This is a genomic window from Pseudomonas khorasanensis (assembly GCF_014268505.2).
Taxonomy (GTDB): domain Bacteria; phylum Pseudomonadota; class Gammaproteobacteria; order Pseudomonadales; family Pseudomonadaceae; genus Aquipseudomonas; species Aquipseudomonas khorasanensis.
This window is the reverse complement of record NZ_JABWQP020000001.1, coordinates 654,816-681,025: the sequence shown is the minus strand read 5'-3', so window position 1 is coordinate 681,025 and position 26,210 is coordinate 654,816. Positions and strand designations below refer to the sequence as shown.

At 57.8% G+C, this 26,210-nt stretch carries 21 protein-coding genes and 4 pseudogenes; 11 read left to right on the top strand and 14 right to left on the bottom strand.

Annotated elements, in window-relative coordinates; all coding sequences use genetic code 11:
• Positions 1-37: 37 nt before the first annotated feature.
• The 3 genes from HU727_RS03305 to HU727_RS03295 are packed head-to-tail and all read left to right on the top strand — an operon-like array spanning position 38 to position 4,826.
• Positions 38-1,474 carry a TolC family outer membrane protein gene (locus HU727_RS03305; RefSeq protein WP_186528257.1) on the top strand — a complete coding sequence of 479 codons (1,437 nt, stop codon included), beginning with the start codon at positions 38-40 and terminating at the stop codon, positions 1,472-1,474.
• Entirely contained in the window at positions 1,471-3,633 is a 2,163-nt protein-coding gene (locus tag HU727_RS03300; protein WP_186528256.1) for a type I secretion system permease/ATPase, read from the top strand. The genes HU727_RS03305 and HU727_RS03300 overlap by 4 nt, the downstream gene beginning before the upstream one ends.
• Positions 3,630-4,826, top strand: a complete 1,197-nt coding sequence (locus HU727_RS03295) for an HlyD family type I secretion periplasmic adaptor subunit (RefSeq protein ID WP_437180370.1) — start codon at positions 3,630-3,632, stop codon at positions 4,824-4,826. Before HU727_RS03300 ends, HU727_RS03295 begins: the two co-directional genes overlap by 4 nt.
• Here the strand turns inward: HU727_RS03295 and HU727_RS03290 are convergent, their stop codons facing one another.
• Positions 4,827-5,423, bottom strand: coding sequence for a trypsin-like peptidase domain-containing protein (locus HU727_RS03290; RefSeq protein WP_186528255.1), 597 nt, complete (start codon positions 5,421-5,423; stop codon positions 4,827-4,829). It abuts the gene before it with no gap.
• Positions 5,424-5,774: 351 nt separating this feature from the next.
• Between HU727_RS03290 and HU727_RS03285 the strand changes: the two genes are divergently transcribed.
• Entirely contained in the window at positions 5,775-6,779 is a 1,005-nt protein-coding gene (locus HU727_RS03285) for an NAD(P)-dependent oxidoreductase (RefSeq protein ID WP_186528254.1), read from the top strand.
• Positions 6,780-6,925: 146 nt separating this feature from the next.
• On the opposite strand, the gene HU727_RS03280 is transcribed toward HU727_RS03285, so the two are convergent.
• The 4 genes from HU727_RS03280 to HU727_RS03265 form a co-directional block, all read right to left on the bottom strand.
• Positions 6,926-10,015 (bottom strand): efflux RND transporter permease subunit, encoded by a 3,090-nt coding sequence (locus tag HU727_RS03280; protein ID WP_186528253.1) that lies wholly within the window; start codon positions 10,013-10,015, stop codon positions 6,926-6,928.
• Positions 10,012-11,121 (bottom strand): efflux RND transporter periplasmic adaptor subunit, encoded by a 1,110-nt coding sequence (locus tag HU727_RS03275; RefSeq protein ID WP_186528252.1) that lies wholly within the window; start codon positions 11,119-11,121, stop codon positions 10,012-10,014. The genes HU727_RS03280 and HU727_RS03275 overlap by 4 nt, the downstream gene beginning before the upstream one ends.
• 282 nt (positions 11,122-11,403) lie before the next feature.
• A complete protein-coding gene (locus HU727_RS03270) occupies positions 11,404-12,030 on the bottom strand; it encodes a TetR/AcrR family transcriptional regulator (protein ID WP_186528251.1) in 627 nt (208 codons plus the stop codon).
• A gap of 161 nt (positions 12,031-12,191) precedes the next feature.
• On the bottom strand, positions 12,192-13,514 hold the full coding sequence (locus HU727_RS03265; RefSeq protein ID WP_186528250.1) for an APC family permease: 1,323 nt from the start codon (positions 13,512-13,514) through the stop codon (positions 12,192-12,194).
• A 223-nt stretch (positions 13,515-13,737) separates the two neighbouring features.
• On the opposite strand from HU727_RS03265, the pseudogene HU727_RS03260 reads away from it, so the two are divergent.
• A pseudogene (locus tag HU727_RS03260) lies at positions 13,738-13,905 on the top strand (DUF6124 family protein); the annotation flags it as partial.
• A 132-nt stretch (positions 13,906-14,037) separates the two neighbouring features.
• Here HU727_RS03260 and HU727_RS03255 read toward each other — a convergent pair.
• A complete protein-coding gene (locus HU727_RS03255; protein WP_186528249.1) occupies positions 14,038-14,523 on the bottom strand; it encodes a DUF6130 family protein in 486 nt (161 codons plus the stop codon).
• Positions 14,524-14,567: 44 nt separating this feature from the next.
• On the opposite strand from HU727_RS03255, the pseudogene HU727_RS25655 reads away from it, so the two are divergent.
• Both HU727_RS25655 and HU727_RS03250 read left to right on the top strand, forming a co-directional pair.
• Positions 14,568-14,783: pseudogene (locus HU727_RS25655) on the top strand (serine hydrolase); the annotation flags it as partial.
• 288 nt (positions 14,784-15,071) lie between these two features.
• Positions 15,072-15,467, top strand: coding sequence for an endonuclease NucS domain-containing protein (locus HU727_RS03250; protein WP_367616976.1), 396 nt, complete (start codon positions 15,072-15,074; stop codon positions 15,465-15,467).
• On the opposite strand, the pseudogene HU727_RS03245 reads toward HU727_RS03250, so the two are convergent.
• Positions 15,460-15,768, bottom strand: a pseudogene (locus HU727_RS03245) (integrase core domain-containing protein); the annotation flags it as partial. The gene HU727_RS03250 and the pseudogene HU727_RS03245 sit on opposite strands and share 8 nt — an antisense overlap.
• 255 nt (positions 15,769-16,023) lie before the next feature.
• Positions 16,024-16,434 (bottom strand): hypothetical protein, encoded by a 411-nt coding sequence (locus HU727_RS03235; protein ID WP_058542473.1) that lies wholly within the window; start codon positions 16,432-16,434, stop codon positions 16,024-16,026.
• A 245-nt stretch (positions 16,435-16,679) separates the two neighbouring features.
• Between HU727_RS03235 and HU727_RS03230 the strand changes: the two genes are divergently transcribed.
• On the top strand, positions 16,680-17,117 hold the full coding sequence (locus HU727_RS03230) for a hypothetical protein (RefSeq protein ID WP_225919763.1): 438 nt from the start codon (positions 16,680-16,682) through the stop codon (positions 17,115-17,117).
• An 83-nt stretch (positions 17,118-17,200) separates the two neighbouring features.
• Here HU727_RS03230 and HU727_RS03225 read toward each other — a convergent pair whose 3' ends face one another.
• The 3 genes from HU727_RS03225 to HU727_RS03215 all read right to left on the bottom strand — a co-directional run bounded on the left by HU727_RS03225 (position 17,201) and on the right by HU727_RS03215 (position 19,875).
• On the bottom strand, positions 17,201-17,674 hold the full coding sequence (locus HU727_RS03225; protein WP_186528247.1) for a hypothetical protein: 474 nt from the start codon (positions 17,672-17,674) through the stop codon (positions 17,201-17,203).
• A 276-nt stretch (positions 17,675-17,950) separates the two neighbouring features.
• Positions 17,951-19,177 carry an NADH:flavin oxidoreductase/NADH oxidase family protein gene (locus HU727_RS03220; protein WP_186528246.1) on the bottom strand — a complete coding sequence of 409 codons (1,227 nt, stop codon included), beginning with the start codon at positions 19,175-19,177 and terminating at the stop codon, positions 17,951-17,953.
• A 74-nt stretch (positions 19,178-19,251) separates the two neighbouring features.
• Positions 19,252-19,875 carry a saccharopine dehydrogenase family protein gene (locus HU727_RS03215; RefSeq protein WP_264081967.1) on the bottom strand — a complete coding sequence of 208 codons (624 nt, stop codon included), beginning with the start codon at positions 19,873-19,875 and terminating at the stop codon, positions 19,252-19,254.
• A gap of 339 nt (positions 19,876-20,214) precedes the next feature.
• On the opposite strand from HU727_RS03215, the gene HU727_RS03210 reads away from it, so the two are divergent.
• Positions 20,215-21,018, top strand: coding sequence for a type 1 glutamine amidotransferase domain-containing protein (locus HU727_RS03210; RefSeq protein WP_186528245.1), 804 nt, complete (start codon positions 20,215-20,217; stop codon positions 21,016-21,018).
• Between the two features lie 115 nt (positions 21,019-21,133).
• The gene (locus tag HU727_RS03205) at positions 21,134-22,060 is read left to right on the top strand and encodes an acetoacetate decarboxylase (ADC) (protein WP_186529227.1); all 927 of its coding nucleotides are present in this window, start codon (positions 21,134-21,136) and stop codon (positions 22,058-22,060) included.
• A gap of 15 nt (positions 22,061-22,075) precedes the next feature.
• Here the strand turns inward: HU727_RS03205 and HU727_RS03200 are convergent, their stop codons facing one another.
• On the bottom strand, positions 22,076-22,555 hold the full coding sequence (locus HU727_RS03200) for a MerR family transcriptional regulator (protein ID WP_186528244.1): 480 nt from the start codon (positions 22,553-22,555) through the stop codon (positions 22,076-22,078).
• A gap of 226 nt (positions 22,556-22,781) precedes the next feature.
• Here HU727_RS03200 and HU727_RS03195 point away from each other — a divergent pair, with 226 nt between their 5' ends.
• The gene (locus HU727_RS03195) at positions 22,782-23,612 is read left to right on the top strand and encodes an alpha/beta fold hydrolase (RefSeq protein WP_109756468.1); all 831 of its coding nucleotides are present in this window, start codon (positions 22,782-22,784) and stop codon (positions 23,610-23,612) included.
• 296 nt (positions 23,613-23,908) lie between these two features.
• Here HU727_RS03195 and HU727_RS03190 read toward each other — a convergent pair.
• Together HU727_RS03190 and HU727_RS03185 are read right to left on the bottom strand one after the other, a co-directional pair.
• Positions 23,909-25,330: pseudogene (locus tag HU727_RS03190) on the bottom strand (IS1182 family transposase); the annotation flags it as partial.
• 101 nt (positions 25,331-25,431) lie between these two features.
• Positions 25,432-25,992: an ATP phosphoribosyltransferase regulatory subunit gene (locus HU727_RS03185; RefSeq protein ID WP_080943288.1), complete on the bottom strand. Its 561-nt coding sequence runs from the start codon at positions 25,990-25,992 to the stop codon at positions 25,432-25,434.
• Between the last annotated feature and the right edge of the window lie 218 nt (positions 25,993-26,210).

Sequence of the window (26,210 nt, the reverse complement as noted above, 5' to 3'; positions counted from 1 at the left end):
ATCGGTCACGTCCGTCTCTCAACAGTAAGGGAAGTCTGTGGAGTCAGTTTTTCGCAAGCAATGGCCGGTGGTCTTGTTGACCATCGGCCTCTACCCCGCTTTCACCGTCGGCGTTCGCGCTGACGACAACCTCGACCGCAGCTTGCGCAGCATCAGCCCGTCGCAACTGCAACAACCGGCCGGCAACGGCGGCGAAACGCGCATTGGCGCGGCACCCAAAACATCCGCCGATGCGGACGCGCTGGGACTGGAACAAGCCGTCAGGCTGGCCGTGGACTGGCACCCGCGTATTGGTGAAGCCATCGGCACCCTGTTCCAGCAAGGCGAAGGCGTCAATGTCGCCGAATCCGGTTATTACCCGCAGGTCACCGGCGGCATAAAAGGCGGTTACACCAGCGGCTATGGCAGCGATGCCGGCAGCCAGTCGGTGAACATTTCGCTCAAGCAGATGCTGTATGACTTCGGCAAGGTGTCCAGCTCCGTGGACGCTGCCCGCGCCCGCGTGGCGCGCAGTCAGGCCGGGATTCTGCTGGCGATCGACGACATCGCCCGCGACACCGCCAGGGCCTACATCGAAGTGCAGCGCTATCAGCGCCTGCTCGACGTTGCGCGCGAGCAGATTCAGGGCATCGGGGGCATCGTCGATCTGGCGAAACAGCGCAACGACATGGGCGCCAGCACCCGCTCCGATGTGGTTCAGGCGCAGTCCCGTGCCGAAGGCGCGACGGCCACATTGCAGGAATTCAAGGCGCAGTACGCGCGCTGGCAGGCCACGTTGACCAGCCTGCTCGGGCGGCGCACACCGCCGGCCGTCAGTGAGGCCGCCGCGCCAACGCTGAGTCAGGCCTGCGACGCGTCGCAGATTTCCGATGCCCTGCCCGCCGTGTTGCAAGCCGCCGCACAACGCACCCAGGCCCAGGCCGAACTGGCGCAGGCCAAGGCTGAAGCCTATCCGACCCTGTCGCTGCAACCCTCGGTCAATCAATACCTGGACAACAACTACGACGACCAGAACTCGCGGGCCGATCGCACCCAGGTCGGGATCTTTCTCAACCTCGAAGTGCCGATCTACCAGGGCGGTGCCATCAGCGCACGCAGCCGCGCCGCCGGGCATGCACTCACCGCAGCGGATTCAGCCGAACACTTCGCGCGCCTGCAGGCACGTCAGGGTCTGAGCGAAGCCCAGGCCCAGACATCGGGGCTGAACCGTCGGCTGCGCTCGCTGGAATTCCGCCAGACCAGCATCACCGAAGCGCGCATGTTGTATGGCCGGCAATACCTGGAGCTGGGCACGCGTCCGCTGCTGGACTTGCTCAACGCCGAGCAGGAAATCCACCAGTCGCGCTTCGATCTGGTCAACACCGAGGCCGATCTGCAGCGCCTGCAGATTGACTGCTTCTACAACAGCGGTGCGATTCGCCGGGTCTTCGGCATCGACCACAGCGCCATCCAGAATGTCGAGATACTGCCATGACCGACGCCAGCATCACTGTCCCCGAGCCCGCCGTCGTCGAAACCCGGGAAGATTTTTCGCCGTGGCTGGAAGCCGTGCTCAAGGTCGCGCGTCACTATCGCCTCGACGTGTCCCCGGAAAGCGTGCGCCTGGCCTCGGTGCACAGCGAGGGCCGCGTCGAAGAAGTGGTCCGGCACATGGCTCGCCAGGCCGGGCTCAGCGTCAAGTTTGCGGTGTTCGACAACAAGAGCCTGAGCCGCTGGCGCACGCCGCTGGTGGTGCAATTGCGCGACGGTCAGGTCGGCGTACTTGAAAGCATGGGCGAAACAGGCGAACTGGGCATTTGCTTCAGCGGCGACCAGGGTTTGCAAAGCCGCATGGACGCCGCCGTTCTCGCCGAGCAGGCACTGCGCACGGTGATTCTGCGCCCCACGCAACCGGTGTCAGACGTGCGCACCAACGACTACATCAAGCCGTACGACGAACACTGGTTTCGGCGCATCGTCCTGACCGATCTACGGCCTTACAGCCAGGTGATGCTCGCCTCGCTGGTAGCGAACCTGCTCGGCATGGCCGGGGTGCTGTTTTCCATGCAGGTGTACGACCGGGTAATCCCGGCCGAGTCGCTGCCGACGCTGTATGTCTTGTTCGGCGGCGTCATGCTGGCGCTGCTGTTCGATTTCGTCATGCGTATCCTGCGCCTGCGCATCACCGATGTGCTGGGCAAACGCGCTGACCTGCGTGTCTCCGACCTGGTGTTCGGGCATGCCCTGCGCCTGTGCAATTCCGCCCGGCCGAAATCCACCGGCTCGTTCATTTCGCAGCTGCGCGAGCTGGAACAGATCCGCGACCTGATCACCTCCAGCACCGCGACGGCGCTGGCTGACATGCCGTTTTTCCTGCTGTTTCTGCTGGTGTTCTATTTGATCGGCGGGCCACTGGTGCTGATCCCGCTGGTGGCTCTGGTGTTGATGTTGCTGCCGGGGATCATCGCGCAACCGCGCCTGGCAAAACTTGCCAATGCCTCGATGCGCGAAGCCGCCCTGCGCAATGCCATGCTCGTCGAAAGCATTCAAGGCCTCGACGACATCAAGGCGCTGCAGGCCGAGCAACGGTTCCAGCAACAATGGAATCAATACAACGCCGCCTCGGCTGACAGCAGCCTGCGCTTGCGCACCTTGACCAACAGCCTGGTGGCCTGGACGCAAAACGTGCAAGGCGGGGTTTTCGCGGTGGTTATTGTGTTCGGTGCGCCGATGGTCATCGCCGGCGACCTGACCACCGGCAGCCTGGTCGCGGCATCGATCCTTTCGTCGCGGATGATGGGGCCGATGGCGCAGCTGACTCACGTGCTCACCCGTTGGCAGCAGGCCAAGGTCGCGCTTGAAGGTTTGAACCGGATCATGCAGATGCCGGTGGATCATCCCGAAGGCAGCCAGCGTGTGCACCTGCCGGCGATTCGTGGCGACTACCGGATGCGCCAGGCCAGTTTTCGCTACAGCGAAGAATCGGCCCCGGCGCTTAGCGGCATCGACCTGACCATTCGCCCCGGCGAGCGCATCGCCCTGCTCGGCCGCAACGGCGCCGGCAAGTCCACCTTGCTCCAGGCACTGGGCGGTGCGATGGATTTGAGCAGCGGTGAAACCACCCTGGACGGCATCGCGCTTGCGCACCTCGACCCGGCCGACCTGCGCCGCGACGTCGGCCTGTTGTCGCAACAGGCGCGACTGTTTCACGGCACGTTGCGCGACAACATCACCCTGGGTGCCGGTCAGGCCAGCGATCAGGAAATCATCGCGGCGCTGACCGTCACCGGCGCCCTCGACTTTGTCCGTCAGTTGCCCAAAGGCATGGATCATCTGGTGCTTGAAGGCGGCCTTGGCTTGTCTGGCGGTCAGCGTCAGAGCCTGTTGCTGTCGCGGTTGTTGATCCGTCAGCCGCAAGTGTTGCTGCTGGATGAACCGACCGCCGCGCTCGATGACGTCACCGAGCGGCTGCTGTTGGAAAAACTCGCCACCTGGACCCAAGGCCGGACTTTGGTGGTCGCAACGCACCGGGTCAGCGTGCTGCAACTGGTGGAGCGAATCATCGTGCTGGATAACGGGCGCATCGTCATTGACGACCATCGCGATGCGGCGCTCGCGCGACTGCGGACACCGGGCAAGGGAGTGGTGGTATGAAATCGACGATGACAGACGTGCCGGACCCAATGTCCTACCTCGACGGACGCGACGAGCGTGCCATCGCCGGTGGCGCGCGGGTGATCTGGGGTTGCGCGCTCATGCTCGCCTGTTTCATCGCGTGGGCGGCGTGGTTTGAAATCGTCGAGGTCTCGACCGGCACCGGCAAAGTGGTGCCCAGTTCTCGCGAACAGGTGATTCAGTCGATGGAGGGCGGCATTATCGAGCAGCTCAACGTCACCGAAGGCGCCTTGGTCGAGCGCGGCCAGATCCTCGCGCAACTCGATCCGGTGAAAAATCAGTCCAATGTCGGCGAAAGCGCCGCCAAGTACCGCGCGGCGCTGGCGAGCGTCAATCGACTGCAGGCCGAAGTCAGCGAAAAGCCGCTGGCATTCGACCCGTCCCTGCAGCCCTTCCCCGAGCTGATCCGCGAGGAAACCGAGCTTTACCAGACCCGCCGCAAAGGCCTGTCGCAAACGCTCGATGGCATTCAGAGTTCGTTGAAACTGGTGCGCAGCGAACTGGCGATCACCGAGAACCTGGCCAAGATCGGCGCCTCAAGCCGCGTCGAAGTGCTGCGCCTGACCCGCCAACGCTCCGAGCTGGAATTGAAGGCCACCGAAGCGCGCTCCGATTACATGGTGCGCGCCCGTGAAGATCTGGCCAAAGCCAACGCCGAGGCGCAGATGCTTGAAGCGGTGATCCGTGGCCGCACTGACTCGCTGTCGCGCCTGACCCTGCGCTCGCCGGTGCGCGGGATCGTCAAGGACATCGAGGTCAACACGATTGGCGGCGTGATCGCGCCCAATGGTCAGGTGATGCAGATCGTACCGCTCGATGAACAACTGTTGATCGAAACGCGCATTTCGCCGCGAGACATCGCCTTCATCCATCCGGGCCAGGCGGCGAAGGTCAAAATCACCGCCTACGACTATTCGGTCTACGGCAGCCTGGACGGTGAAGTGGTGACGATCTCTCCCGACACCCTCCAGGATGAAGCCAAGCCGGAAATCTTCTACTACCGCGTGTTCATCCGCACGTACTCGGATGAACTGCGCAACAAGGCCGGCAAACGCTTCGCCATCGTGCCCGGGATGATCGCCACGGTCGACATCCGCACCGGCGAAAAAACCGTGCTGGACTACCTGATCAAACCGCTCAACCGCGCTCGCGAAGCGCTGCGCGAGCGTTGATCAACGACTGGCGAGCTTGGTCGCCGGTGGCACGATCGGGGCGATGCTGGCCTGGTAGCGTGACCATTCGCGATTGATCTCGGCGTAGGGCAGGAAAATGCTCACGCGCGGTTGGTCCTGCAAGTCGCGGCGCTTGAGGCGGCTCAGATCATCGCCGGTCAGGAACGCCACGTTGATCCCGACCACTTTGCCGTCGGCGGAAAACACCGGGCCGCCGGACATGCCTTTGGCGAGGGCGCCATTGTGAGTGCCGTAAAGCACGTTGCCCTCTTTGACGTCCAGTCGAACCATGGCCGGCAACGCCTGGCCGGTGCCCTTGACCGACATGTACAGCGAATTGAACCCCACCGACGTCAGTTCTTCACCCGGCGTGTAACCGCGCCACGTCGGCACGCTATTGGCCTTGTGGCGGAAGAACTGCACGTCTGCCTGGCCCTTGAAAACCGTGCCCGACAGATACGGAATGTGCTTCACCGTGACAGCGTAATCCTCATTCCATTGCACAGCCGAACCCATCAGCACGTAAGGCAAAGGCGCGCCGGAGTGAACGATAAAGGCTTGGTCTAAAACAGGATCCTGAACAAAAGCGACTGGCATTCCATTGCACCCGCTGAGCAGCATCGACGCTGCAACAAGTGACTTGAGGGGGCGCATTTTTGGCACATCTGAATGAGTGAAAAGGAGCCGCAATATGTCATTGCGCCATCACTTCTGGCAATAGGCTAAACCTACCGCCTGTCTACTAACGATATACTGAATTAATAATTGGATCCAAGGGTCTGAGTGACGCGATGACCCGCATTGCACCTTTCGCAGGTCAGATTTGCGTCACCGCCATCACGTGCGCCGTGGGTCGGGTGAGCGTGGCGACCGACCGGACGACGTGAAATTGCGTGCTAGGGTGTTTAGCCAACCACGTTTCAATCCAGGAAAAAATGAGGAGGATTCATGCCACTTCATCCCATTCTGTTCATGGGCGGTTCCGGCGCCATCGGCCACCAGACGGCCCGCGCCTTGCGCGCGGCCCATCCCGACGTTCCGCTGCTGATCGGCGGGCGCGACCTCGCCAAGGCTCAGCAAGCTGCGGAGCACATCGGCAATGCCGAAGGCGTCGCCATTGATGCTCGCGCAGAGGATCTGGGTTTGGGTGATCGCCCCGTCAGCGCCCTCGCGCTTTTCTACATGGACCACGCCCTCGCCGGGCTGCGTTTCGCACAAAAGCGCAAAGTGCCGCACCTGAGCATTTCTTCGGGCGTGTTCGAGATCGCGCCGCAAATTGCCCGCTTCATTCACGCGCCTGACGCGGCGCCCATTGTGCTTGGCTACGAATGGATGGTCGGCGCGACCACCGTGGCGACGCTGCACATCGCCAAGGCATTTGCGCGCGTGCACGACATCCGCATCCATGCGCTGGTCGATGAACAGGATGGCGGTGGCCCGACTGTGGCCGTCGATTTCGAACACCTGAACAAGATGCTGCCCGCCGCGCTGACCCGTCGCGACAGCGAATATATATGGCGTGAAGGCGACGACGCCAAGGTCAGCTTCCGCGCCGTGGACGGTACGATCCTGCACGGCGCCGGTTTCTCTTCCATTGACGTGACGGGCCTGGCCGCCGCCACCGACGCGCCGAACGTTGAGTTCAACCTCGCCAGCGGCGTCAGCTCAACCCGGCGTCAGGGGCAGCCGATGTCGACAGAAATACTGATCGAAATCGAAGGAGCGGATCGCGAGGGGAATCCGTTGGGTACACGACACGCCGTCGTCCACCGCGCAGGTGCGGCGGCGTTGACCGGGCTCAGTGTTGCCATGCTGCTGGAGCGACTGACCGGGCTGGAAGGTCAGCCCCCTGCTCGGCCCGGGCTTTATTTTCCGTATCAATTGCTGGATGCACAGGTGTTTCTCCAACGTTTGAAAAAGGACGGCGGCGAGTTGATTGAGCTGGATGTCTGAACCTCGCAGCGGCCACTCGGCACATCAACTGATCGTCCGAGAAAGTACCAAAGCCTGAGCAGGCAGTGAACATGCATGACTTCCGGGGCCTTTTCGCGTGAGAAGAAAAGGCTTGTCAGGGACGAGCCTTCTTGGAAAATATCTTCCTACGCCGACGCTGGCGTCACAGCCCGCGCTTTGCTCTCGGGCCGAATCCTGAACCAGATCGCATACATCGCCGGCAGAAACACCAGCGTGATGGCAGTGCCCACAAACGTGCCGCCAATAAGCGTGTAGGCCAGCGTCCCCCAGAACACCGAGTGCGTCAGCGGAATGAACGCCAGAATCGCCGCCAGCGCGGTCAGCAACACCGGTCGGGCGCGTTGCACCGTGGCCTCGACCACGGCGTGAAACGGCGCCAGCCCTTCCTGCTCGTTGTGGTGAATCTGCCCGATCAGGATCAGCGTGTTACGCATCAGAATCCCCGACAGCGCAATCAACCCGACCAGCGCATTGATGCCGAACGGCTGATTGAAGAGCAGCAGCGTTGGCACAACACCGATCAGGCCCAATGGCGACGTGAGGAAGACCATGATCATGGCCGAGATCGAGCGCACCTGCACAATGATGATGAGCAGCGTCATGGCAATCATGATCGGCAGCAGCGGCAAAATCGCTTTGCCCGCCTTGCCGGATTCCTCGATCGCGCCCGCCTGTTCAATCCGGTAACCGGAAGGGAGTTTCTCGATGATCGGCTGCAACTGCTGGATGATCACGCCTGACACATCCGGCGGCTGCAAGCCTTCGGCAATGTCGCCGCGCACCGTGATGGTTGGCGTGCGATCACGGCGCCGCAGGATCGGGTCTTCCATGCGCACTTCGACCTGCCCGATCTGCGACAACGGGATTCGCTGCCCCGCCGCACCGACCAAGGTGAAGCCTTCGATTTGTGCCGGGTCCAGGCGGATGTTGCCCGCTGCACGGCCAACCACCAGCACTGAGCGGATGTCCTCACGAACCGCTGTAATGGGGACGCCCGACAGCAAAAACTGCAGTTGCTGCGCCACGGCATTCGAAGTAAGCCCCACCGCCTGCAGGCGATCCTGATTCAGATCGAAATGCAACGTCGGTGTCAGCGGCCCCCAGTCCGTGTTGACGGTTCTCATCATCGGACTGTCTTGCATCACAGCCCTGACCTGTTCTGCGATGTCGCGCAATTTCACTGGATCAGGCCCCATCACTCGATAGGCCACCGGGAATGGCGAGTAAGGACCGAACACAATCTGCGTCGCTCGTACACGGGCCTCCGGGGCAAGCCCTTCGGCCACCGCCTCGCGCAAACGCAACTTGAGGGTGTCGCGCGCTTGCTGGCTCTCCGTCAGCACGACGATCTTGGCGAACGATGGATCCGGCAGCTCCGGCGCCATTGCCAGGAAAAACCGTGGTGCCCCCTGCCCGATATAGGCCGTAACGATTTGCGCCTCCTCCTGCTGTTGCAGCCAGGCCTCGACCTTGGCTGAAGCAGCACTGGTCTGCTCGATCGAAGTCCCGTAAGGCATCTGTACCTCGATCATCACTTCGGGACGGTCGGAGGTTGGGAAAAACTGCTTCTTGACCAGCCCCATGCCTGGAATGGCTACGACAAACAGTGCGACAACCATGCCCGCCACCAGCCATTTGCGCGTGATGACCCAGGCCAGAATCCGGCGGAAACGGTTGTAGCGCGGCGTGTCGTAGATAGCCGCATGCCCGCCTTCAACCTTCTTGATGTCCGGTAGCAGCTTCACGCCCAGGTACGGCGTGAATGCCACGGCGACAACCCATGAAGCGATCAGCGCGATGCCGACAATCCAGAACATGTTGCTGGTGTACTCACCCGCCGTGGACTGGGCGAAACCGTTGGGCAAAAAACCTATCGCCGTCACCAGCGTACCGGCCAGCATCGGTGCCGCCGTGTGGCTCCATGCATAGGCCGAAGCCTTGATACGGTCGTAGCCCTCCTCCATTTTCACGACCATCATTTCGATGGCGATGATGGCGTCATCGACCAGCAATCCAAGCGCCAGAATCAGCGACCCGAGGGTAATGCGGTCAAAATTCTTGCCGGTGGCTGCCATCACTACAAACACGATCGCCAAGGTCAACGGCACCGCCGCTGCGACCACAACGCCGACACGCCAGCCCATGCTGAGAAAGCACACGAGCATGACCACCAGCAGCGCGACAAAAAACTTGACCATGAATTCGCCGACGGCCGAGTCGATATTCACGGCCTGATCGGTCACTTTCGAAAGGGTCATGCCAAGAGGCATTTCCTCGTTGATCCGGACTGTTTCTGCATCAAGCGCCTTACCCAGATCGAGACCGTTCCAGCCCTCTCGCATCACCACGCCGAGCAACAAGGCCTCCTCTGCGTTGTTGCGCACCAGAAAGGTCGCCGGGTCTTCGTAGCCACGCTCGACCGTGGCCACGTCAGAGAGCGTGAGTGTTCGCTCTTGCGCGACAACAGGCGTGTCGCGAATTTTCTGCAACGTGTCCAACGCACCATCAACACGCAGAAAAACCTCCGGCCCTTTGGTTTCGACCGACCCGGCGGGCGTCAGCACGTTCTGATTATTCAGTGCGGCGAAGATGTCTTGCGGTGACAGGCCCAGGGTCGCCAACCGGTCATGAGAAAACGATACGAATATCCGTTCGGCCTGTTCACCGATGATGTTGACCTTCTTGACGCCCGGCACATGCAACAGGCGTTGGCGTAATGTTTCCGCGTCCCGTACCAGCAATCGCTGCGGTTCGCCCTTGGCTTTCAAGGCGAACAGCGCGAACGTCACGTCGGAAAACTCGTCGTTGATCATCGGCCCAATGACACCCGCCGGCAGCTTGATCGCCTCATCGTCGAGCTTCTTGCGCGCCTGATAGAACTCTTCCTGCACCTGCGATGGCGGTGTCCTGTCGAGCAAAGAGACAACAGTGAACGCGAGCCCGGGGCGCGTGTAGGTTTCCGAGCGGTCGTACCACTTCAGTTCCTGCAAACGCTTTTCGAGAGGTTCGGCGACCTGGTCCTGCATCTCCCGCGCGGTCGCACCCGGCCATGCAGTAATGACTGTCAGCTGCTTCACCGTAAACGGCGGATCCTCGGCCCGCCCCAATTTGAAGAACGACAGGACGCCTGCAACGGCGATCAGAAAAATCAGAAACACCGTGATCGCCCGTTGGCGAACGGCGATGGCGGAAAGGTTGAACCGGCCCTCGCTCATGGACGGCTCCCGGCAACCTGGGCGGCATCGCGCGCAAGCAATCGGACTTCCTCACCGTCGCGCAGCAGATGCGCGCCCAAAGCAATAATCTGCTCGCCGATACTGAGTTCGCCGACGACGCGGGCCGAATCATCGCTCAACCCCAGGATCTCGACGGGGCGCCAGGTCACTTTGGCGGGCGTTCCGGCGATGGCCCACACGCCAGGGCCTCTGCCGGAGTCGTAGACCGCAGCGATGGGCACCTTCAAGGCCTGTTGTGGCGCAGAACCGTGGGCGATATCTACGGTGACGGTCGAGCCGATCGGTGCATTGGCTAACTTGCCTTCGAGCACATAGCGCGCCTCGAAGGTGCGCGTCGTGCGGTCGGCCGAGTCTGAAAGCAGCCGCAGTTTTGCGGTAACGGCACCGGACGTATCGCCATACAGTTTTGCCTGAGCAGTGGAGCCTGCTGCGGGGCGCAAGGTCTCCGGCAGATGGACGATGGCTTCACGCTGGCCGGCCCGCGCCAGCCGAACAACGGGTTGTCCCGGGCTGACGACTTGCCCCGGCTCGACCAGTGTTTCCACCACCACACCGTCGGCATCCGCCGCCAGTACCGCGTAACCAGAAGCGTTGCGCGCAACGTCCGCTTGCGCGACAGCGGCGCTCAGTTGTGCCTTGGCGGCGTCGTCGGCGGCCTTGAACTGATCGTACGCCGATGCCGAGATAGCGCCGGCGGCGACGAGGACGCGGTTTCGCGCTTCGTCATTGGCTGTCTGTTTGGCTCGGGCGCGCGCCGCGGTGACGGCTTCTTGTTGCGCTCGCGCCTGAAGCCCGAGGTCGATCGGGTCGAGACGCATCAACGGCTGGCCGCGTTTGACCGTTTGACCGGTATCCACCAGACGCTCAAGCACCTTGCCCGATACGCGAAAGCCCAGGTCGCCCTGAACGCGCGCCGCCACGACACCGGTGAAAGAGCGTGAACCTTGCTCCGCAGGCTGCACGGCAGCCGACCTCACAAAGGGCGCCTGCGTACGCGGATCTTGCACGGTGGACGAATCGCCGCACGCCGCCAGGGTCAAGGGCAGTAAACAGACCGCGAGGGGGAAAGGTCGGAGACGGCGCATGGATGTCCTTCACTAAAATAGGATGATCATCATATTCTCTGTCTTGTGACCGATATCGTCAACAGTCACCTCCAATTTGAGCTTTTTCTTCGTTCGCATGAAGATCAAACCTTGAAAGGTGTGGCTAAACAGCAAGAACTGCACCAGCTCACTATTTGTTATGTGACCATATAGGCATTTAGTCACAGCACTTGTGCGGCGAAGAACTGCGACACTGACGCAAATCCAAGGGATAGGAGAGATCTTGAATTGGCTGATCCGGGAATCCGGATCAGCGAAGGGTCAGGGCATCAGGCTGCGCAGGATCAGATTCAAGGTCAGCGTAGACGCCACTTCGATGAAATCCAGGTTGTGTTGAAGCATCAGCGGATTGACGAAGGGCCGCAGCGCCAGATGAATCGATTCCACCGTCTCGTCCAGTGGCGTCTTGCGCTCGAACTCACCGGCCTCGCGCCCTTCACGCACAATGTCAGTGATGAAGCGCTTGATCTGCGCATCGTAGCGCTGAGCACTGGGCCAATTCTCACCCGCCGCGAAAGCCGCGATGTCGTAGAGCTTTCGGTCATTGAAGAAGAGGTTCACACCCGTGGCGATCACGGTTTTTACCAGTCGGCGGAAACGTTCGGTGGGCGTCAGGTTGTCTTCGTTGATTGCCAGCTCGACCGCTGCAACGATTTGCCCTAGGCAGTTGGAACAAATGGCTTCGCCTATCGCCTGCTTGGAGTCGAAAAACTTGTAGATGTAAGCCTTGGAAAACCCGATAGCCTTGGCCAGATCGGAGACCGTGGTTTTGGCGTAACCATACTGACTGAAATGCTCGTTGGCCGCCGCGACAATCTGATCACGAATGTCGTGATCGACTGGACCACGCGGGCCGGGAAAGGATGGGGAAACTGAGGTCTGATTCATGTCGGCAGCTTACTCACCCGACTGCAAGCTGACAACGTGTTGCGCATTGAGAGTATCGCCAACCCAGCACTGCAGGAGCGAGCCTGCTCACGAATACGCCGGCCCAAACAACACACATCTTCCAGCCCGCCAGTCTGCCAAGGACCAGTGGGCTCGCTGCATTAACCGGCCTTACTGATCGCGGACACCTTGATGCGGGAACAGGCATGCAACAACATCCCCACGATGATCAACGCCCCTGCCCGCAACCACGTCTCCCAACCCTGCTGACTGAGCAACACCAGACACGACACGATCGCGAGCACAGGAACAAAGGTCGGGACGCGAAAATGATCCTCCTCAACCCTGTCGCGACGAAGGACGAGCACGGCCACATTCGTACTCAGAAAAACGAACAGCAAAAGCAAGACGACAGTTTGCGCCAGCGTTGCCAGCGTACCCGTAAGCGTCAGGGCAATGGCCACCAGCGTGGTAGCGACGATTGCAGCCCACGGGGTTTTCCGTTTAGGCAGAACCGCGCCCAGAACGCCGGGCAACAGCCCCAGGTTCGCCATTCCGTAAGTCAATCGACTGGCCATGATCATGGTCAACAACGCACCGTTGGCAACCGCTATCAGTGCGATGAAGGAGAACAGCGTCGGCGGGATGTCGAGTGTTGACGCTCGCACAACCTCCAGTAACGGCGCCGACGTGGCGACCAGCTTCTCGGTAGGCAAAACCGAAGAGGCAGCCACACCCACTGCCATGTAAACGACGCCAGCGGTCAGCAAAGCCGCGAACAGGGCGCGGGGATAAACCTTGCGAACGTCTTTGATTTCCTCTGCCAGATTTGCAGACGTCTCGAATCCTACGAAGGAGTAAAAGGCAAGCAATGCTGCACCCAGCACGGCAAGCGTGGGACTGATTCCAGGCTTGAACGTGAGTGTTCGGCTCAAATCCGCCTCGCCTGTGCGGAAATACCAGACAGCGGCCACGATCACCAGAAGCAGCCCGGACAGTTCGATGACGGTCATCACCAGGTTTGCCCCAAGCGACTCCTTGATGCCCCGCGCGTTGAGCAGGCCGATAGCCAAAAGGAAAACCAGGGCTGCAATCTGTGGCGATACGTCAACGAAGGCGTTGAGGTAATCACCCGCAAACGCAAGCGATAAACCCGCGGCGCTGGTGACCGCAGCAGACAACATGCAAAAACCGACCAGGAAGGAAATGAGCGGTGAGTTGAAGGCTTTTTCAGCGAAAACCGAGGCAGCGCCAGCGTGGGGGTATTTTGTGACGAGCTCTGCGTAAGAGCCGGCAGTCAACATGGCGAAAAAGAGTGCAATCAGCAGCGGCACCCAGATTGCGCCTCCCACCTCTCCGGCAATCGTTCCGGCAAGAGCATAAACGCCCGCGCCCAGAACATCGCCGAGGATAAAAAGAAAAAGCATCGGGAAAGTGATTGCCCGGCGAAGAGAAGTCTTTTGAGTGGGAACAGTCACGTTCATTCCTTGGTTCAGGTGGTGTGCGCGGCGCTGAATGTTAGTCACCTCAAGCAATGGAAATGGTGGCTAAAGCAAAGTTCAATATGTGTGACAGGACGAACTGACACGCAACGCCCGCGCCGCTTGTGGGAGCGAGCCTGCTCGCGAAGACGCCAGCCCAGGCAACACCAAACCTCAGTAAAACCCGACCTGCTAAACGCCTCGTTTAAACCAGAGCCACAGACACTTGGTCAACGCCAGCGAATCGCTGGGCTCGGCATCGGTGATGCTGGGCGATGTGATTGGGCTGGTCGAAGGGTCTGCCCGGAAGACGCTGCAGGGTATTGCGCAGGTGGTGATGCTCGGCGAGCTGGCAGTTAATCAAGCGCTGGATAACGTCGTGCCCGTGGAGTAAGCATTCGCCCCAATCTGGCGGCGGTCATTTCCTACTGACTCGCCGCCGTTCGTTACGCCAATCTCCAGGTCCTGAACAAAACGCCGTAAACCTCAAGAATGGAGGCTTTTACTCCACAGCAAAGATGACAAGTCAGGGTTTCACTGCGTGATCATCGTCAGTGTGGGGAGCGCCCGTTGGTTTCTTCTCCGGAACTGCAAAACTCACTGTCGTACTGGTGATGATCTTGTGAGTCGGGTCGGCCACTTCAAGAAGAACCTTGTGATTACCCGGCGTCAGTCCGACCAGGATAATGGGGTCTTCACTGGTGTGCGCCCATGTACCTTTCCAGTCATCGACGGTGACGTGAAGGTGACCGACCCGTGGTGATACCTCAACAGCCGCTTTGCCAAATACCGGCATGATCCTGGCGTGCTCTGTTCGAAACTGGATGATGACTACCCCCCGGGCGAGCGGCTCGGCAAGCGGCGGGTAGGCAATGAGTTTTGGCGCACTCTCCGATTCCAACGGAAGTATTGCCGGTGGGGAATCAGTGCCTGCTACGCCTTGTGCACACACGGCTGTGCAAAAGAAGGCACCCAAAGCCAGGGCCAGAAGGTTTCCGGGAGCGAGCGACATGGTGTGTTCCTCCGCGTGACGTCATTCAAGCCTAGATCAAACTCTTGCTCTCAGTACGCTTACTCAGGGAAATGCGGACAGGACGCACATTGGGCGGACCGATTCCCGGGCGACCGTGGATCGCGCCGAGCTATGGACTTGGTTTGATGGAAGGGACGGTTGATGGTGGATATTCCCTAAGCGGGCATACAGGCTGCGGGCCAGCCAGTGTCTTTGCTTGCTATTGGGTTTGCGACGGCGATGTATCGGCTTGTTGCGCACAGCCATCGGACATTGGGTTTCAGGAGGCGCTTCGCACGGTATTGGTACCATTGGGATTCTTAGTCAACACCACTGAACATGGCATATGGGCATCTCACTCCCGTCTAGAAAGTAAGTTTGGAACTTGCCGAATTGACAGCGACTCTTGGAGCGCTTTCGGAGATGCCGACCATCCCACTCTCAATAGGCAGCTAATTTTTGAACTCGGCGCAATGCTGACCGCTAGCGGAATGTTCGAAGAGGTTCCATGGCATTGCGCAGGCAAAACAGGTGGCTAACGCGACTTCATATCTCACAACATCGAATCACTAAAACTGGAAGATAAAACCCTTCGCCTCTATGTCGACCCTCTAGGCCGTGATGGAGTTGAATACCCAAGCGACGTTGGGCCAATTGACATACTCGCACTTGATTCAGATGACGCGTTCGTGATCTTTGAACTGAAACGTGGACGTGTGGCAGATCGTGCCATTGGTCAGATCAGCCGCTACATGTGCTGGATCAAGAAGAACCTTGCGCACGGGAGGATGGTGAAGGGCGTCATCGTTGCGAAATCCATCAGCTTAAACCTACGCCACGCTATCGTGGCAGTGCCTAATGTCTCACTTTTTGAGTATGAAGTAGCGTTCAGCCTGAACCAAATTTTTGAGGCAGAGGGTCCAAGGTCTGTAGTGGTCAACTAATCCCGGACACGACGTTAAGTTTTTCCTCGGCCCGCGCTGGTGCCAACCCATCGTTGAATTGATGAGGCCGAATCCAGTTGTACCGATGCATCAAAAAATGGCTGATATCGCGCTGTGCTTCCTGCGCAGTTCGATAGCCCACGGTCGGTATCCATTCTGTTTTCAAGCTGCGAAATACGCGCTCCATCGGTGCGTTATCCCAGCAGTTTCCTCGTCGACTCATACTCTGGCGCATGCGGTATCGCTGCAACCGCTGGCGAAAGAGTCGGCTTGCATATTGCGATCCCTGGTCCGAGTGGAATTCGCAGGACAAAGAATCTGAGAGCGGTTCAACTCTTGCTGGGGCATACGAAGCTTGAAAGCACCGTCAGGTACTTGGGCATCGAGGTCGATGATGCCTTGGAAATGGCAGAGCAGACAGAAGTCTGACTATCCACTGCGACGGTCAATACCAGACCGTCGCTATCCGGCCCAAAGGGGATACGAGTTGCCGGAAGAAATCGGCGCAAAAGCAGCTTCCGATAAACAATCGAATCTCAGCTTCTGTGATTCACACCTACAAGCCGCATAGGAGTTCGCGCCTCACCTGAAGAGCAATTGCTGCGAAGCCCTTTCCAGTGCCGCGCTTGCGGGGCGCGTAGTCCTGATTAGCAGAAACATCCTCCCATTGACTCACCGATTCCACGTACCTATGAGTGTTATCGGTATCAATTTCAAACTCTATGAACCGCTCTGCGTGAGTGAGTAAAAGACCATAAAGGCTGGGCATACCGGGAAAGTCGACTTCAAGATCTAGTACGACGGTTTCTGACCATCTAATGCCTTTCGACTCCCCATAGTTTTTTAAGGCGAGGGGAATCCCGCTGGCCAACCAAGCTTTGGCGGTTACCATGAGTCTGTGGGCCACAAGAGCATTTTGCTCTTGCACGTTCAGTTGCCGCTTTTTTAACAGACGGTCAATGTCCACTTCAATCTCCTCAAAAATCGTCGCTTCCAGAATGACGATGACCTATCAAACGCGCAACGACTCAGGCGATTCCCATCTCCACGCTGCTACCCGGTCCGCGTGGGGCGTCGCGACGTTCCGATGTCTTTACCGAAAGACGTCTTTCGACCCAAAGTAGCCGTTCGACTTAGGCAAGAATGAACTGATAGAGTTGAATCCACCCACTGATGGTAATAGGTCGACTGGATTGTTTTTGGAGCTTGATGATGGGTTTCTCCACAACGTTGTGGGAGTGGTACGGCCAAGATGAATACAAGCGAGTTCTTGCGGTGTGCGAGGCAATCCCGGCTCTTGAGTTCCTAGCACTGACCTCGGATATGCAGCAGAAAACCATCCCGGATTGCCCTGCATGTGAAGCCTGGTCAGAGATGATCCTTCCATTGAACGAGGCTCTTTCAATCTGTGGCAGCGCGTTGCCAGCGCAGATCAATACACGGCTGCAAGATATTTGGGAGCGATGCAATAGCCTTACCGATGCTGCATTCCACTGTCATGATCGACTGATATTTGATCATGACGAGTGGCGGCCGATAAGGACTGCCTCCGCAGAGCTGCTGGATCTAATGGAATCACTGGAAATTAATCCATTCCTGGATGATTTGCTATTGGATTGCAGAAACCTTTCTCGCGGAATAAAGCGTTGAGCATTTCTGCAATCAAATGATGGTGTTGGGCGTACTTAGCCACATGTCCTGGTGACTGACTTCTATTGGCCGATAGCAGGCGCTCAGACCCACTCATGCTCGGTCAGCCGTTTGAATTCTGACAATGCTTCTTCAAACTGGCCCCGATGGAATGACGCTCGCGGATTCATTTCATTCCAGGCAACCGCAGTGACTACGCCGGAAACGGTATTGACGGCTCGACCAAAGCGTTCCCAGATGACAATGTCACGGCATATCACTTGCTCGACCACTGCTACCGTACAGCTCAAGTCCATGTCATCCGCAAAGACCAGTAGCGGAACAATTGTCGAGCAGTCTTCCATGGCAGGCTCAAGAATCTGCCATGCATAGCGTGAGTGATCGTCATCGGTCAACCAGCCTTGTGCAGGGACGAGACCTTCAGTGGTGTCGAGGCCCGCGCCGTCATAGACGACCCCTTTGATCCAGCTACCAAGCGGGATGGAGTCAAGCGTGAGCACCGGGTGCGGGGCTTTTGTGTATTTCGAACGGAACATGGTTGCGCTAATACTGTTCATGCAGGGCCCAACTTTGGATTTCCATGGTGAGGGTACCAGCCTATCAAAAGCTGCCGGCTTCGATTCTCATGCCGTACTGGATATTGGAACTTCGCACTGATCGCTTTCGACCCATACACGCCCTTCGCGGCGGGCAGCTTACGTCACGACCGGCCGCTTTTGGCCGAACGCAGCCGCTCATGAGAGGCCGCTTTCGGCCAATAGCGGACGCTCCTGCTAATAAATGACCGATACAACAAAACTTAGCTCTTCAAATAAAAAACTTACCGGCGCACATCAAACGGTTTCCACCCACCGTCGATATTGACGAGTGCGAAGTGCCATACCGAGCTGTTGCAGGATAAGCGCACGCAGCGGTGAAACGTTCGGATCGGGCTTTTTCGCGCGACTCAGCTTGCGCAACTGAAACTTTACTACCGCCATGTTTGCCAAGGATGCGATGGCTTTATTTTTCCAGGTAATCGGCGGCAATTGCGGAGCATTGTCTTTGCCCAGCAGCCAGTCCCTAGGCAAGTTGGGATCGATGGCTAACGCTGTTCCGATCCCAACCATGTGAATGCCGCTCTGCACGACGCTTTCCGCCACCGCGCGGCGACGTATACCACCGGTGACCATCACCGGCATTCTGGCAACTGTTTGGATATCACGGGCGAACTCGACGAAGTAGGCTTCGCGAGCCAGCGTGCGACCATCGCGCGCCTCACCCTGCATAGCGGGCGCTTCATAACTGCCTCCGGATAACTCCACCAAATCCACGCCAAGGCCATTGAGCAGCTCAACGACCTTCTTCGCATCATCGGCGGTAAACCCTCCCCGCTGGAAATCGGCGGAGTTGAGCTTGACTGCCACTGCGAAATCCGCAGAAACCACAGCCCTGACCGCCTTGACGATTTCGAGTAACAGGCGCGCCCGATTTTCTAGGGAGCCGCCCCATTCGTCTGTCCTTTGGTTGGTCAACGGCGAAAGGAACTGGCTCAACAAATAGCCATGCGCGGCGTGGACCTCCACGCCGGTGAACCCGGCTTGTTCGCCGAAGCGTGCTGTGTTCGCAAAGCGTTGGATAACTTCCTTAATCACGCTGGAGGTCATCGCGTGGGGCGTAGCGAAACGCTTGGACAGGTTGCCCAAGTCCAGCGGCACGGCCGACGGTGCCCATGTTTTTTGCCCAAGATTGGACTGCATCTGCCGCCCTGGGTGATTGATCTGCAACCAGAACTGCGCACCGCCGGATCGACCAATACACGCCCAACGCTTGAACTTGGCCAGTTGCTGATCGTCCTGCAAAACTACGCCACCCGGTCCGGTCATGGCGCGGCCGTCGACCATCACGTTGCCGGTGATGATCAGGCCTGCACCACCATCGGCCCACGCTTGGTAAAGACGCATCAGTTCTTCGGAGGGTGCCTGATCGGCGTCCGCCATGTTCTCTTCCATGGCGGCTTTGGCGATTCGGTTCTTGATGGACGAACCGTTTGGAAGCATCAGGGTGTCGAACACATTCATGGGGCAGTCCTCAATTGGATATGAGGCTACCTTAAGATTGAAGTCAACTTTAAGGTCAACATCTTTTTTCCGAATCAGTCGATGTTCATCGCGCCAGATCCTGGCAATTGCGTCACCAGATCAGCACCTAACAACAATGCGGGCGTGTAAGCCCCGCCAGTCGGTCGCATTTGCAACAGGTAATCAACCACCGCCAATGCAGCGCTGATCGTCAGGCTGTATACGTTCGCGGTATGCAGGCGCGCGGTTTTGCATTCACCACGGGTGTTGCGAGCCTCGCCCCAAACATAAGTGCCTTGATGTGCGCGTTTTTCCTGATCTGGGCCGACCACCGTTTGTCCAATTCGTGCTTTGAGCAGTCGCTGCACGAACGACAAACCCAGCAACGGACGAATCCAATTAGCAAACCGGGCGCCGCGGATCATGCCTGCGGAGCCAGGGATGAAAACTTCGATGTTGGCAATGCCGGTGGTGTGCCAAGCAGTGGAAACGTCGCCCCATGGAATAGTCATTGCCAGCTTTTCTCCGTCACCAAAGTCGATGCGACGCACCCGGTAGGCCAGCGGCACCGAGGTGATTTTGCCGTCACGGCGAACCTTGCCACCCTGCGCCATACCCTCAATTGAAGTCTTAGCAGTACCGGGCGAAAAACTTGAGCGTGAATCAAAATCCAATGCCAGATGCGTGGCATCCGGCATCGCATTTTTCAATGCAGCGGCTACACAGTCCGTAGGGACCACATCGAAACCGACGCCTGGGCAAATGACCACGCCCGCCGCCCGCGCACGTTCATTCGTAAATCATCCATTTCATCTGCGTATCAAGGTTGTCTTGCTGACTCATGCATGGCTCCCGAGTGGATTAGTGACGAGCGTTATTGCCTTGCTCATGCAGCATCAGACGCTAGCGTTAAAGTCAGGTTGAGGGTCAAGTTGAAGTGAGCAGCTACCAGTGGAAATTATTTGCAGCGGCGGGGTTGACCTTAAAGCGAGGTTTAAGGTGAGCATGCGCCGACCTGCTTGATTGATGGAGCCCGGATGATGTTCAAGACCTTTGTTTCTTATGCGTTGGTACTGATAGGTAGCGCTTTCATGACATTTGCAAATGCTGACACCGCCCCTTCCACAATGACTGCCAAGAATCGCCAAATTCTGGTGATTCTGACCAACCACTCCAGCTATCCCTCACGAACCGATACGACGGGGTTGTGGCTGACTGAGCTGACGCATTTCACCGACGTAGTGGAGGCAGCTGGCTACAGCACAGTTTTTGCCAGTCCCAAAGGCGGTGCGGTGCCTCTAGATGAGCGCAGCCTCGGTTGGCTGTACATGGACAAGGCCGCCCGAGAGCATTTGCAGTCCCCTGCCTTTCGCGCTCGCCTGCAAAGCACACTGCCGATCGCCGATGTCGATCCGTCCCAGTTCAGCGTCATCTACTTCACCGGGGGCCATGGGGTGATGTGGGACTTCCCCAATAATCCCGACCTGCGGCGTGTCGCCGAAACTATCTACAACCAGGGTGGCATCGTCTCGGCCGTCTGCCATGGCGTTGCGGGTCTGTTGGATCTGAAGGATGAACAAGGCCAGTTGATCATCAAAGGGAAGAACATCACCGGCTTCTCTGATCGCGAAGAGCTGTTCTCCGGCATGAAAAGCCAGGTGCCCTTCTTCCTTGAGGACAAGTTGGTGAGCCAAGGTGCGCGGTACCGCAAGGGCTGGCTGCCATTCACGTCATTCGCCATCACTGATGGAAGGCTTGTCACCGGCCAAAACCCTCAATCGCCCAAAGCCGTAGCTGAAGCCGTGATGGCGGTGCTCTCGGGCGACAACGTAGCTCGCTGAACCCTCAAGTAGTTCCCACCACCCGGAGAAAGACCGATTGAAACTCGCAAGCGCCGTATTAACAGGATTGCTGTTCAGCTCAATTGCCAACCATGCGTTGGCGGGGACGCCTGAAATGCTCAGCCCGACTGAAACCAACACAATCGATATCGCAAGCCACACAGTGCCGGTCGTCAAGGGCGGCTTGTACGACCGTTATCGCTCGAATCCTCCCTTGTCGGTGATTGCAGCAGAACTGCCGGGTGTTGATTTGAGCTGGTTCAAAGGACTGGAAAAGCACAAGGTAGACATTGGCTTCGAGTCATACTCTCCGAACTTTTATTACCAGAACAGTCGGGTAACGGCTGTCTACACGGCCGACCTGGACGCACTTCGGGCATTGATGCCGCCGGAAGTATTGGCAACCGTACACCCCCTGCAAATCTGGCCGGGTCGCGGCTTGATTGCGTTTACCGCGTACACCTATGAGCATTGTGATAACGACGCCTATAACGAAGTGGCCGTGTCGATCATTACCAACAAGCCAGGCAAAGCCAATCTGGGTCCGTTCACACTGATTGGCCAGTCGATGTCTGGCGACTTCTGGGGCTATGTGCTCAAGCTGCCGGTCAATACCGAGCTTGCACGGGTGCGCGGTGTCGTCGGTTACAACCTGCCTAAATGGCTGACCGGTATTGACCGCAAAGAAGATGCCCAATCTGTGGTCTATGACATCACCGACAGCCAGACCGGAAAAGTCGACGTGTCCTTCAAAGCGAAGAAACTCGACAACCTCTCTCGCGATGTCGATGTCGTCACCAGCAGCTTCACCAATCTCGATCATCAGGGCCAACTGGCATACGGGTATGCGGTTTCCCGCCAACTCAGTCACGGCTCCAGCCGCGACGCTGATTCGGCCACCCTCACGCTGGGCGACGGCAGTTTGTCGAATTACCTCCGTGCCCTAAAGCTGGGGAAAATGATGAAGTACGAATACGTGCCAGAGTTCCAGAGTGCGCTTTATGCGCCCAAGCCACTCGCCAGCCTGATTGGCGAGCGCTGAGACCTTTTGCGCCTGTCAGGCTCCGGAAGCCTGACGGGTGTGTTTTTTTGTAGAAGACGTTACCGCGGGCCTATCTGAAGCTTTGCCAACCCCCTCTTCACGCAGACGATTTATCAGCATTTGAGCATTATCCCCACACGCCATGCCCTCGGGTTTATCTTCGATGCCCTTGATGACGAGCAGAAGTTGAGCTTTGTTTTGCGCTAGCCGCTCCTGCAGAACGCTGATTTCTTCCACCTTTTGCTTGAGTCCAGTGAGTAACTCGTCGTGCCGCCAGCCACTGGCACTCATCGGCATCAGTTGCCGAATCTCCTCCAATGAGAAACCTGCCGCTTGTGCGCCGGTGATGAGTTCCAATACCCATTCGGTATCTGGCGCGTAGTCCCGATAGCCATTGGCCTTGCGCTCAACGGAGCTAATCAAGCCACTGGCCTCATAGAAACGGATGCGTGACGGTGCCAGTCCGCTGATTTTCGCCAGTTCGCCTATTCTCATACCTCATCCTGAAAAATCTATTGACCTTAAAGTTGACTTTAAACCTAAAGTCATCGGGCGGCCAAGCGCAACGTGTGACTTGGTCGTCATGGCGTTCGTGAGTAAGCGGCGCCTAATCCAGCACAACGCACTCTGAACTGCCTACCGGAGGGCTGCATTCTGTTAACTCAAGGCCATGATCGACGCGATTCGATGAAGGCCTCCACTTCATTCAGGAGATACGAACATGGGGTATGTCACTACAAGAGATGGTGTTGAAATCTTCTACAAGGACTGGGGGCCACGCGATGCCCAGGTCATCTTTTTTCACCACGGATGGCCACTGAGTGCGGATGATTGGGACGCGCAAATGCTCTTTTTCCTGGGTGCCGGTTACCGGGTGGTAGCACACGATCGGCGCGGTCACGGGCGATCCAGCCAGGTCTGGGATGGACACGACATGGACCACTACGCCGACGACGTCGCGGCTGTAGTTGATCACCTGGGTGTACAAGGCGCAGTTCACGTCGGGCACTCCACCGGCGGAGGCGAAGTCGTTCACTATATCGCTCGCCATGGCGAAGACCGAGTCTCGAAAGCGGCCATCATCAGTGCCGTGCCACCGCTGATGGTCCAGACACCGAACAATCCTGGCGGCCTGCCGAAGTCAGTGTTCGACGACTTGCAGGCACAACTGAAAGCCAACCGGGCACAGTTTTACCACGACGTTCCTGCAGGGCCTTTCTACGGCTATAACCGCCCGGGTGCAAAGACCTCCGAGGGCATTGTGTTGAACTGGTGGCGACAAGGCATGATGGGATGTGCACAGGCACACTATGACGGGATAGTGGCGTTTTCTCAGACCGACTTCACCGAAGACTTGAAGAGCATCAAGATCCCCGTCCTGGTAATGCATGGTGATGATGACCAGATCGTGCCTTATGAAAATGCAGGGGTTTTGTCGGCCAAACTTCTGCAAAACAGTACGTTGAAAATCTACCCGGGCTTCCCTCATGGAATGCCGACAACCAACGCCGAGACGATTAACGCGGATCTGCTGGCGTTCGTGCGGAGCTAAAAAATGGGGCGGGTTAATCCCGCCCTTTTTCCCCTTGCGACTCCCAAATCGGATTTTGAATTTCGCAACATGCATAAGAAATGCGTTAAGTGACTGTCCGCTTCCGGCCCAGGCTGTGTGAAAACGCACTAAATACGTCGCAAACTGAAAGTCGCGACGATGCCATTGGAATCAGCGGACGGAAGCGCGAATTTCCTTGATCAGTTGCATAGGCGTTCGTATTGCCGTTTGGGCCGCGTCAGCGACCCAAACAGTCGCTCACGAACGGCCAAGCGGCTTGGTTCACGCCCTGATCGCCTAAGCAGTCCTGGGATGCCGAAGATGCTCATCATTCGTTTGAGGTTGTAGGCGAGCACATGAAGGCTCATCTCAGTGCTCACCCTCGGCAGGTTTTTGGTCAGGAAGTGGGTACTCCCCATCCAGTACTTGAGGGTTCCGAAAGGATGTTCAACAGTCTGGCGGCGAACCTTCATCTTCCCCGGGTCATGTTCTAGCCGAACCTGCATCGCGTCGACTACAGCCTCATGTTCCCAGCGCTTCACACGGCGCTCCTTACCCGTCGTACATTGCTTTTGCATTGAGCAGGACTGGCAGCCCGAAAAGTAGTAACAATGCAATAACATGCCGTCTTCCATCGACGAATGCCGCCTGGTTAGTAACTGTCCCGCAGGGCATCGATACTCGTCCGACGCCGCACGATAGATGAAGTCCTGCTTACCAAATCGGCCTTCGGCTTTGCTGCCAGATGTGAGGGGTTTCGATACGAAGGTAGTGATGCCGGCTTGCTCGCAAGCAAGGATTTCCAGACCTTTGTAATAGCCTCGGTCGGCCACCACCGTTAGCGATTCAGCCTCGATTTCTTCACGCGCTTGGTTCGCCATATTGCTCAGTTGCCCACGATCATTACCAACGTTGGTCACCTCATGGGCAACGATCAGATGGTGTTTGTCGTCGACAGCTGTTTGTACGTTGTAGCCAACCGTTCCGGTGCCTCGGCCGCTCGTAGCCATTGAGCGTGCATCTGGGTCTGTGAGGGAGATCTGCTGGTCTGGACTTTCGTGGAGCTGCGCCTCGATGTCCTTGAGTATCTGCATCTGCTTTTTCAGTGTTTCTATCTTTTCTTTAAGCCGCTCTGCTTTGGCCTCGGCCACTTCGGGCGTTGCCCGATCCGCCGAATCCATCGCCGCCAGATATCGATCAATGCTCTGCTCGATCTGCTGCATGCGTGCCTTCACCTTGCCCTGAGTGAAGTTGCGGTCGCGATTATTGACGGCTTTGAATTTGCTGCCGTCGATGGCGATGATCGATTGGGAGAAGAGATTGAGGTTGCGACAAAGAACTACGAACTGGCGGCATACGCTGCGAATGGCTTTGTCGTTGTCTTTGGGAAAGTCGGCAATGGTTTTGAAGTCCGGGGCCAAACGCCCCGTTAGCCACATCAACTCGACGTTGCGCTCGGCCTCACGCTCAAGCCGGCGGCTGGACTGAATCCGATTGAGATAGCCGTAGATATAGATCTTTAGCAAGACCGCTGGATGATAGGCCGGACGACCCGTTGCAGCAGGATCGACGCCCTCAAACCCAAGTGCGCCCAGGTCGAGTTCATCGACGAAAACGTCGACCACTCGGACTGGACTTTCTTCGGTTACCTAATCGTCCAGGCACTCCGGCAGCAGAGTCACTTGCGTCCGGGCCTCGCCTTCAATGAATCGCTTCATGATCGCCCCCGCTACGATCTCGACGAAAGAAGTTTAGACAAGCCAAGACCATTTCACCCTGTCTGGTTTGAAAGCGCCTCCTGGTGGAGGCGCCTTAAAGATCACAGACTCCGAGTCATTCCTGAGGCCAGCACCAACCGTTCAAGTCCGATGCCGAACCCAGCTCCTTCTCGATAGGCACCGCCGCCGACAACTTGTTGTTGTGCGCCCAATACGGGACAACGCACCTCGAAGCCATTCCCCTCAAGGTAATAACTTAGTCCACGCTTCACTGCGAGACTGAGTTCATATTCCAGTCCCAGCGAATCAAGAAAGCCAGTGCAAATTGTTTGGCTACGCGCCAAAGCCTGTGCTGGTGTGGGACTAAGAATTTCGAGTCCCAGTTGAGTGAATTCGCGATAACGACCGGCTTGGGGTCGTTCATACCGGTAACATCGCGCCACATAGAAAAACATCGCTTCTTCTCGTGACCCGAGAAGCACATCGTTGCGCTCCTGAAACAGCGCGGTTGCTTCTGGGATGAGGCAACAAGGACGTCCGGCCTTGTCATTGAAGGCCCACATTTGTCCGATAATTTCACTCCCGCCGGTTTTCTCAATAAAAGTGTCCTGGCCCCATAGCGCAGGAACTATGGCCTCTTCAGCCCCAGCATTGATGAAGATAGCTCCGAAAACGGCCTTCTATCTCACGCATGATTGCAGCTTCTTTCCCAGTCACTATTCGAGTTCCACGAAGCATAGTCATTTTCATAATCTCCAATTACAGGCAATAAAAAAGGCGCCATTGGCGCCTTGGTTTGGTTCACTGAGTGGTCAGAATCGATGTTTCGAACTCTGATTAATCGATGAGCGTACGCAACCGCGGCACCCTGAGCGAGATC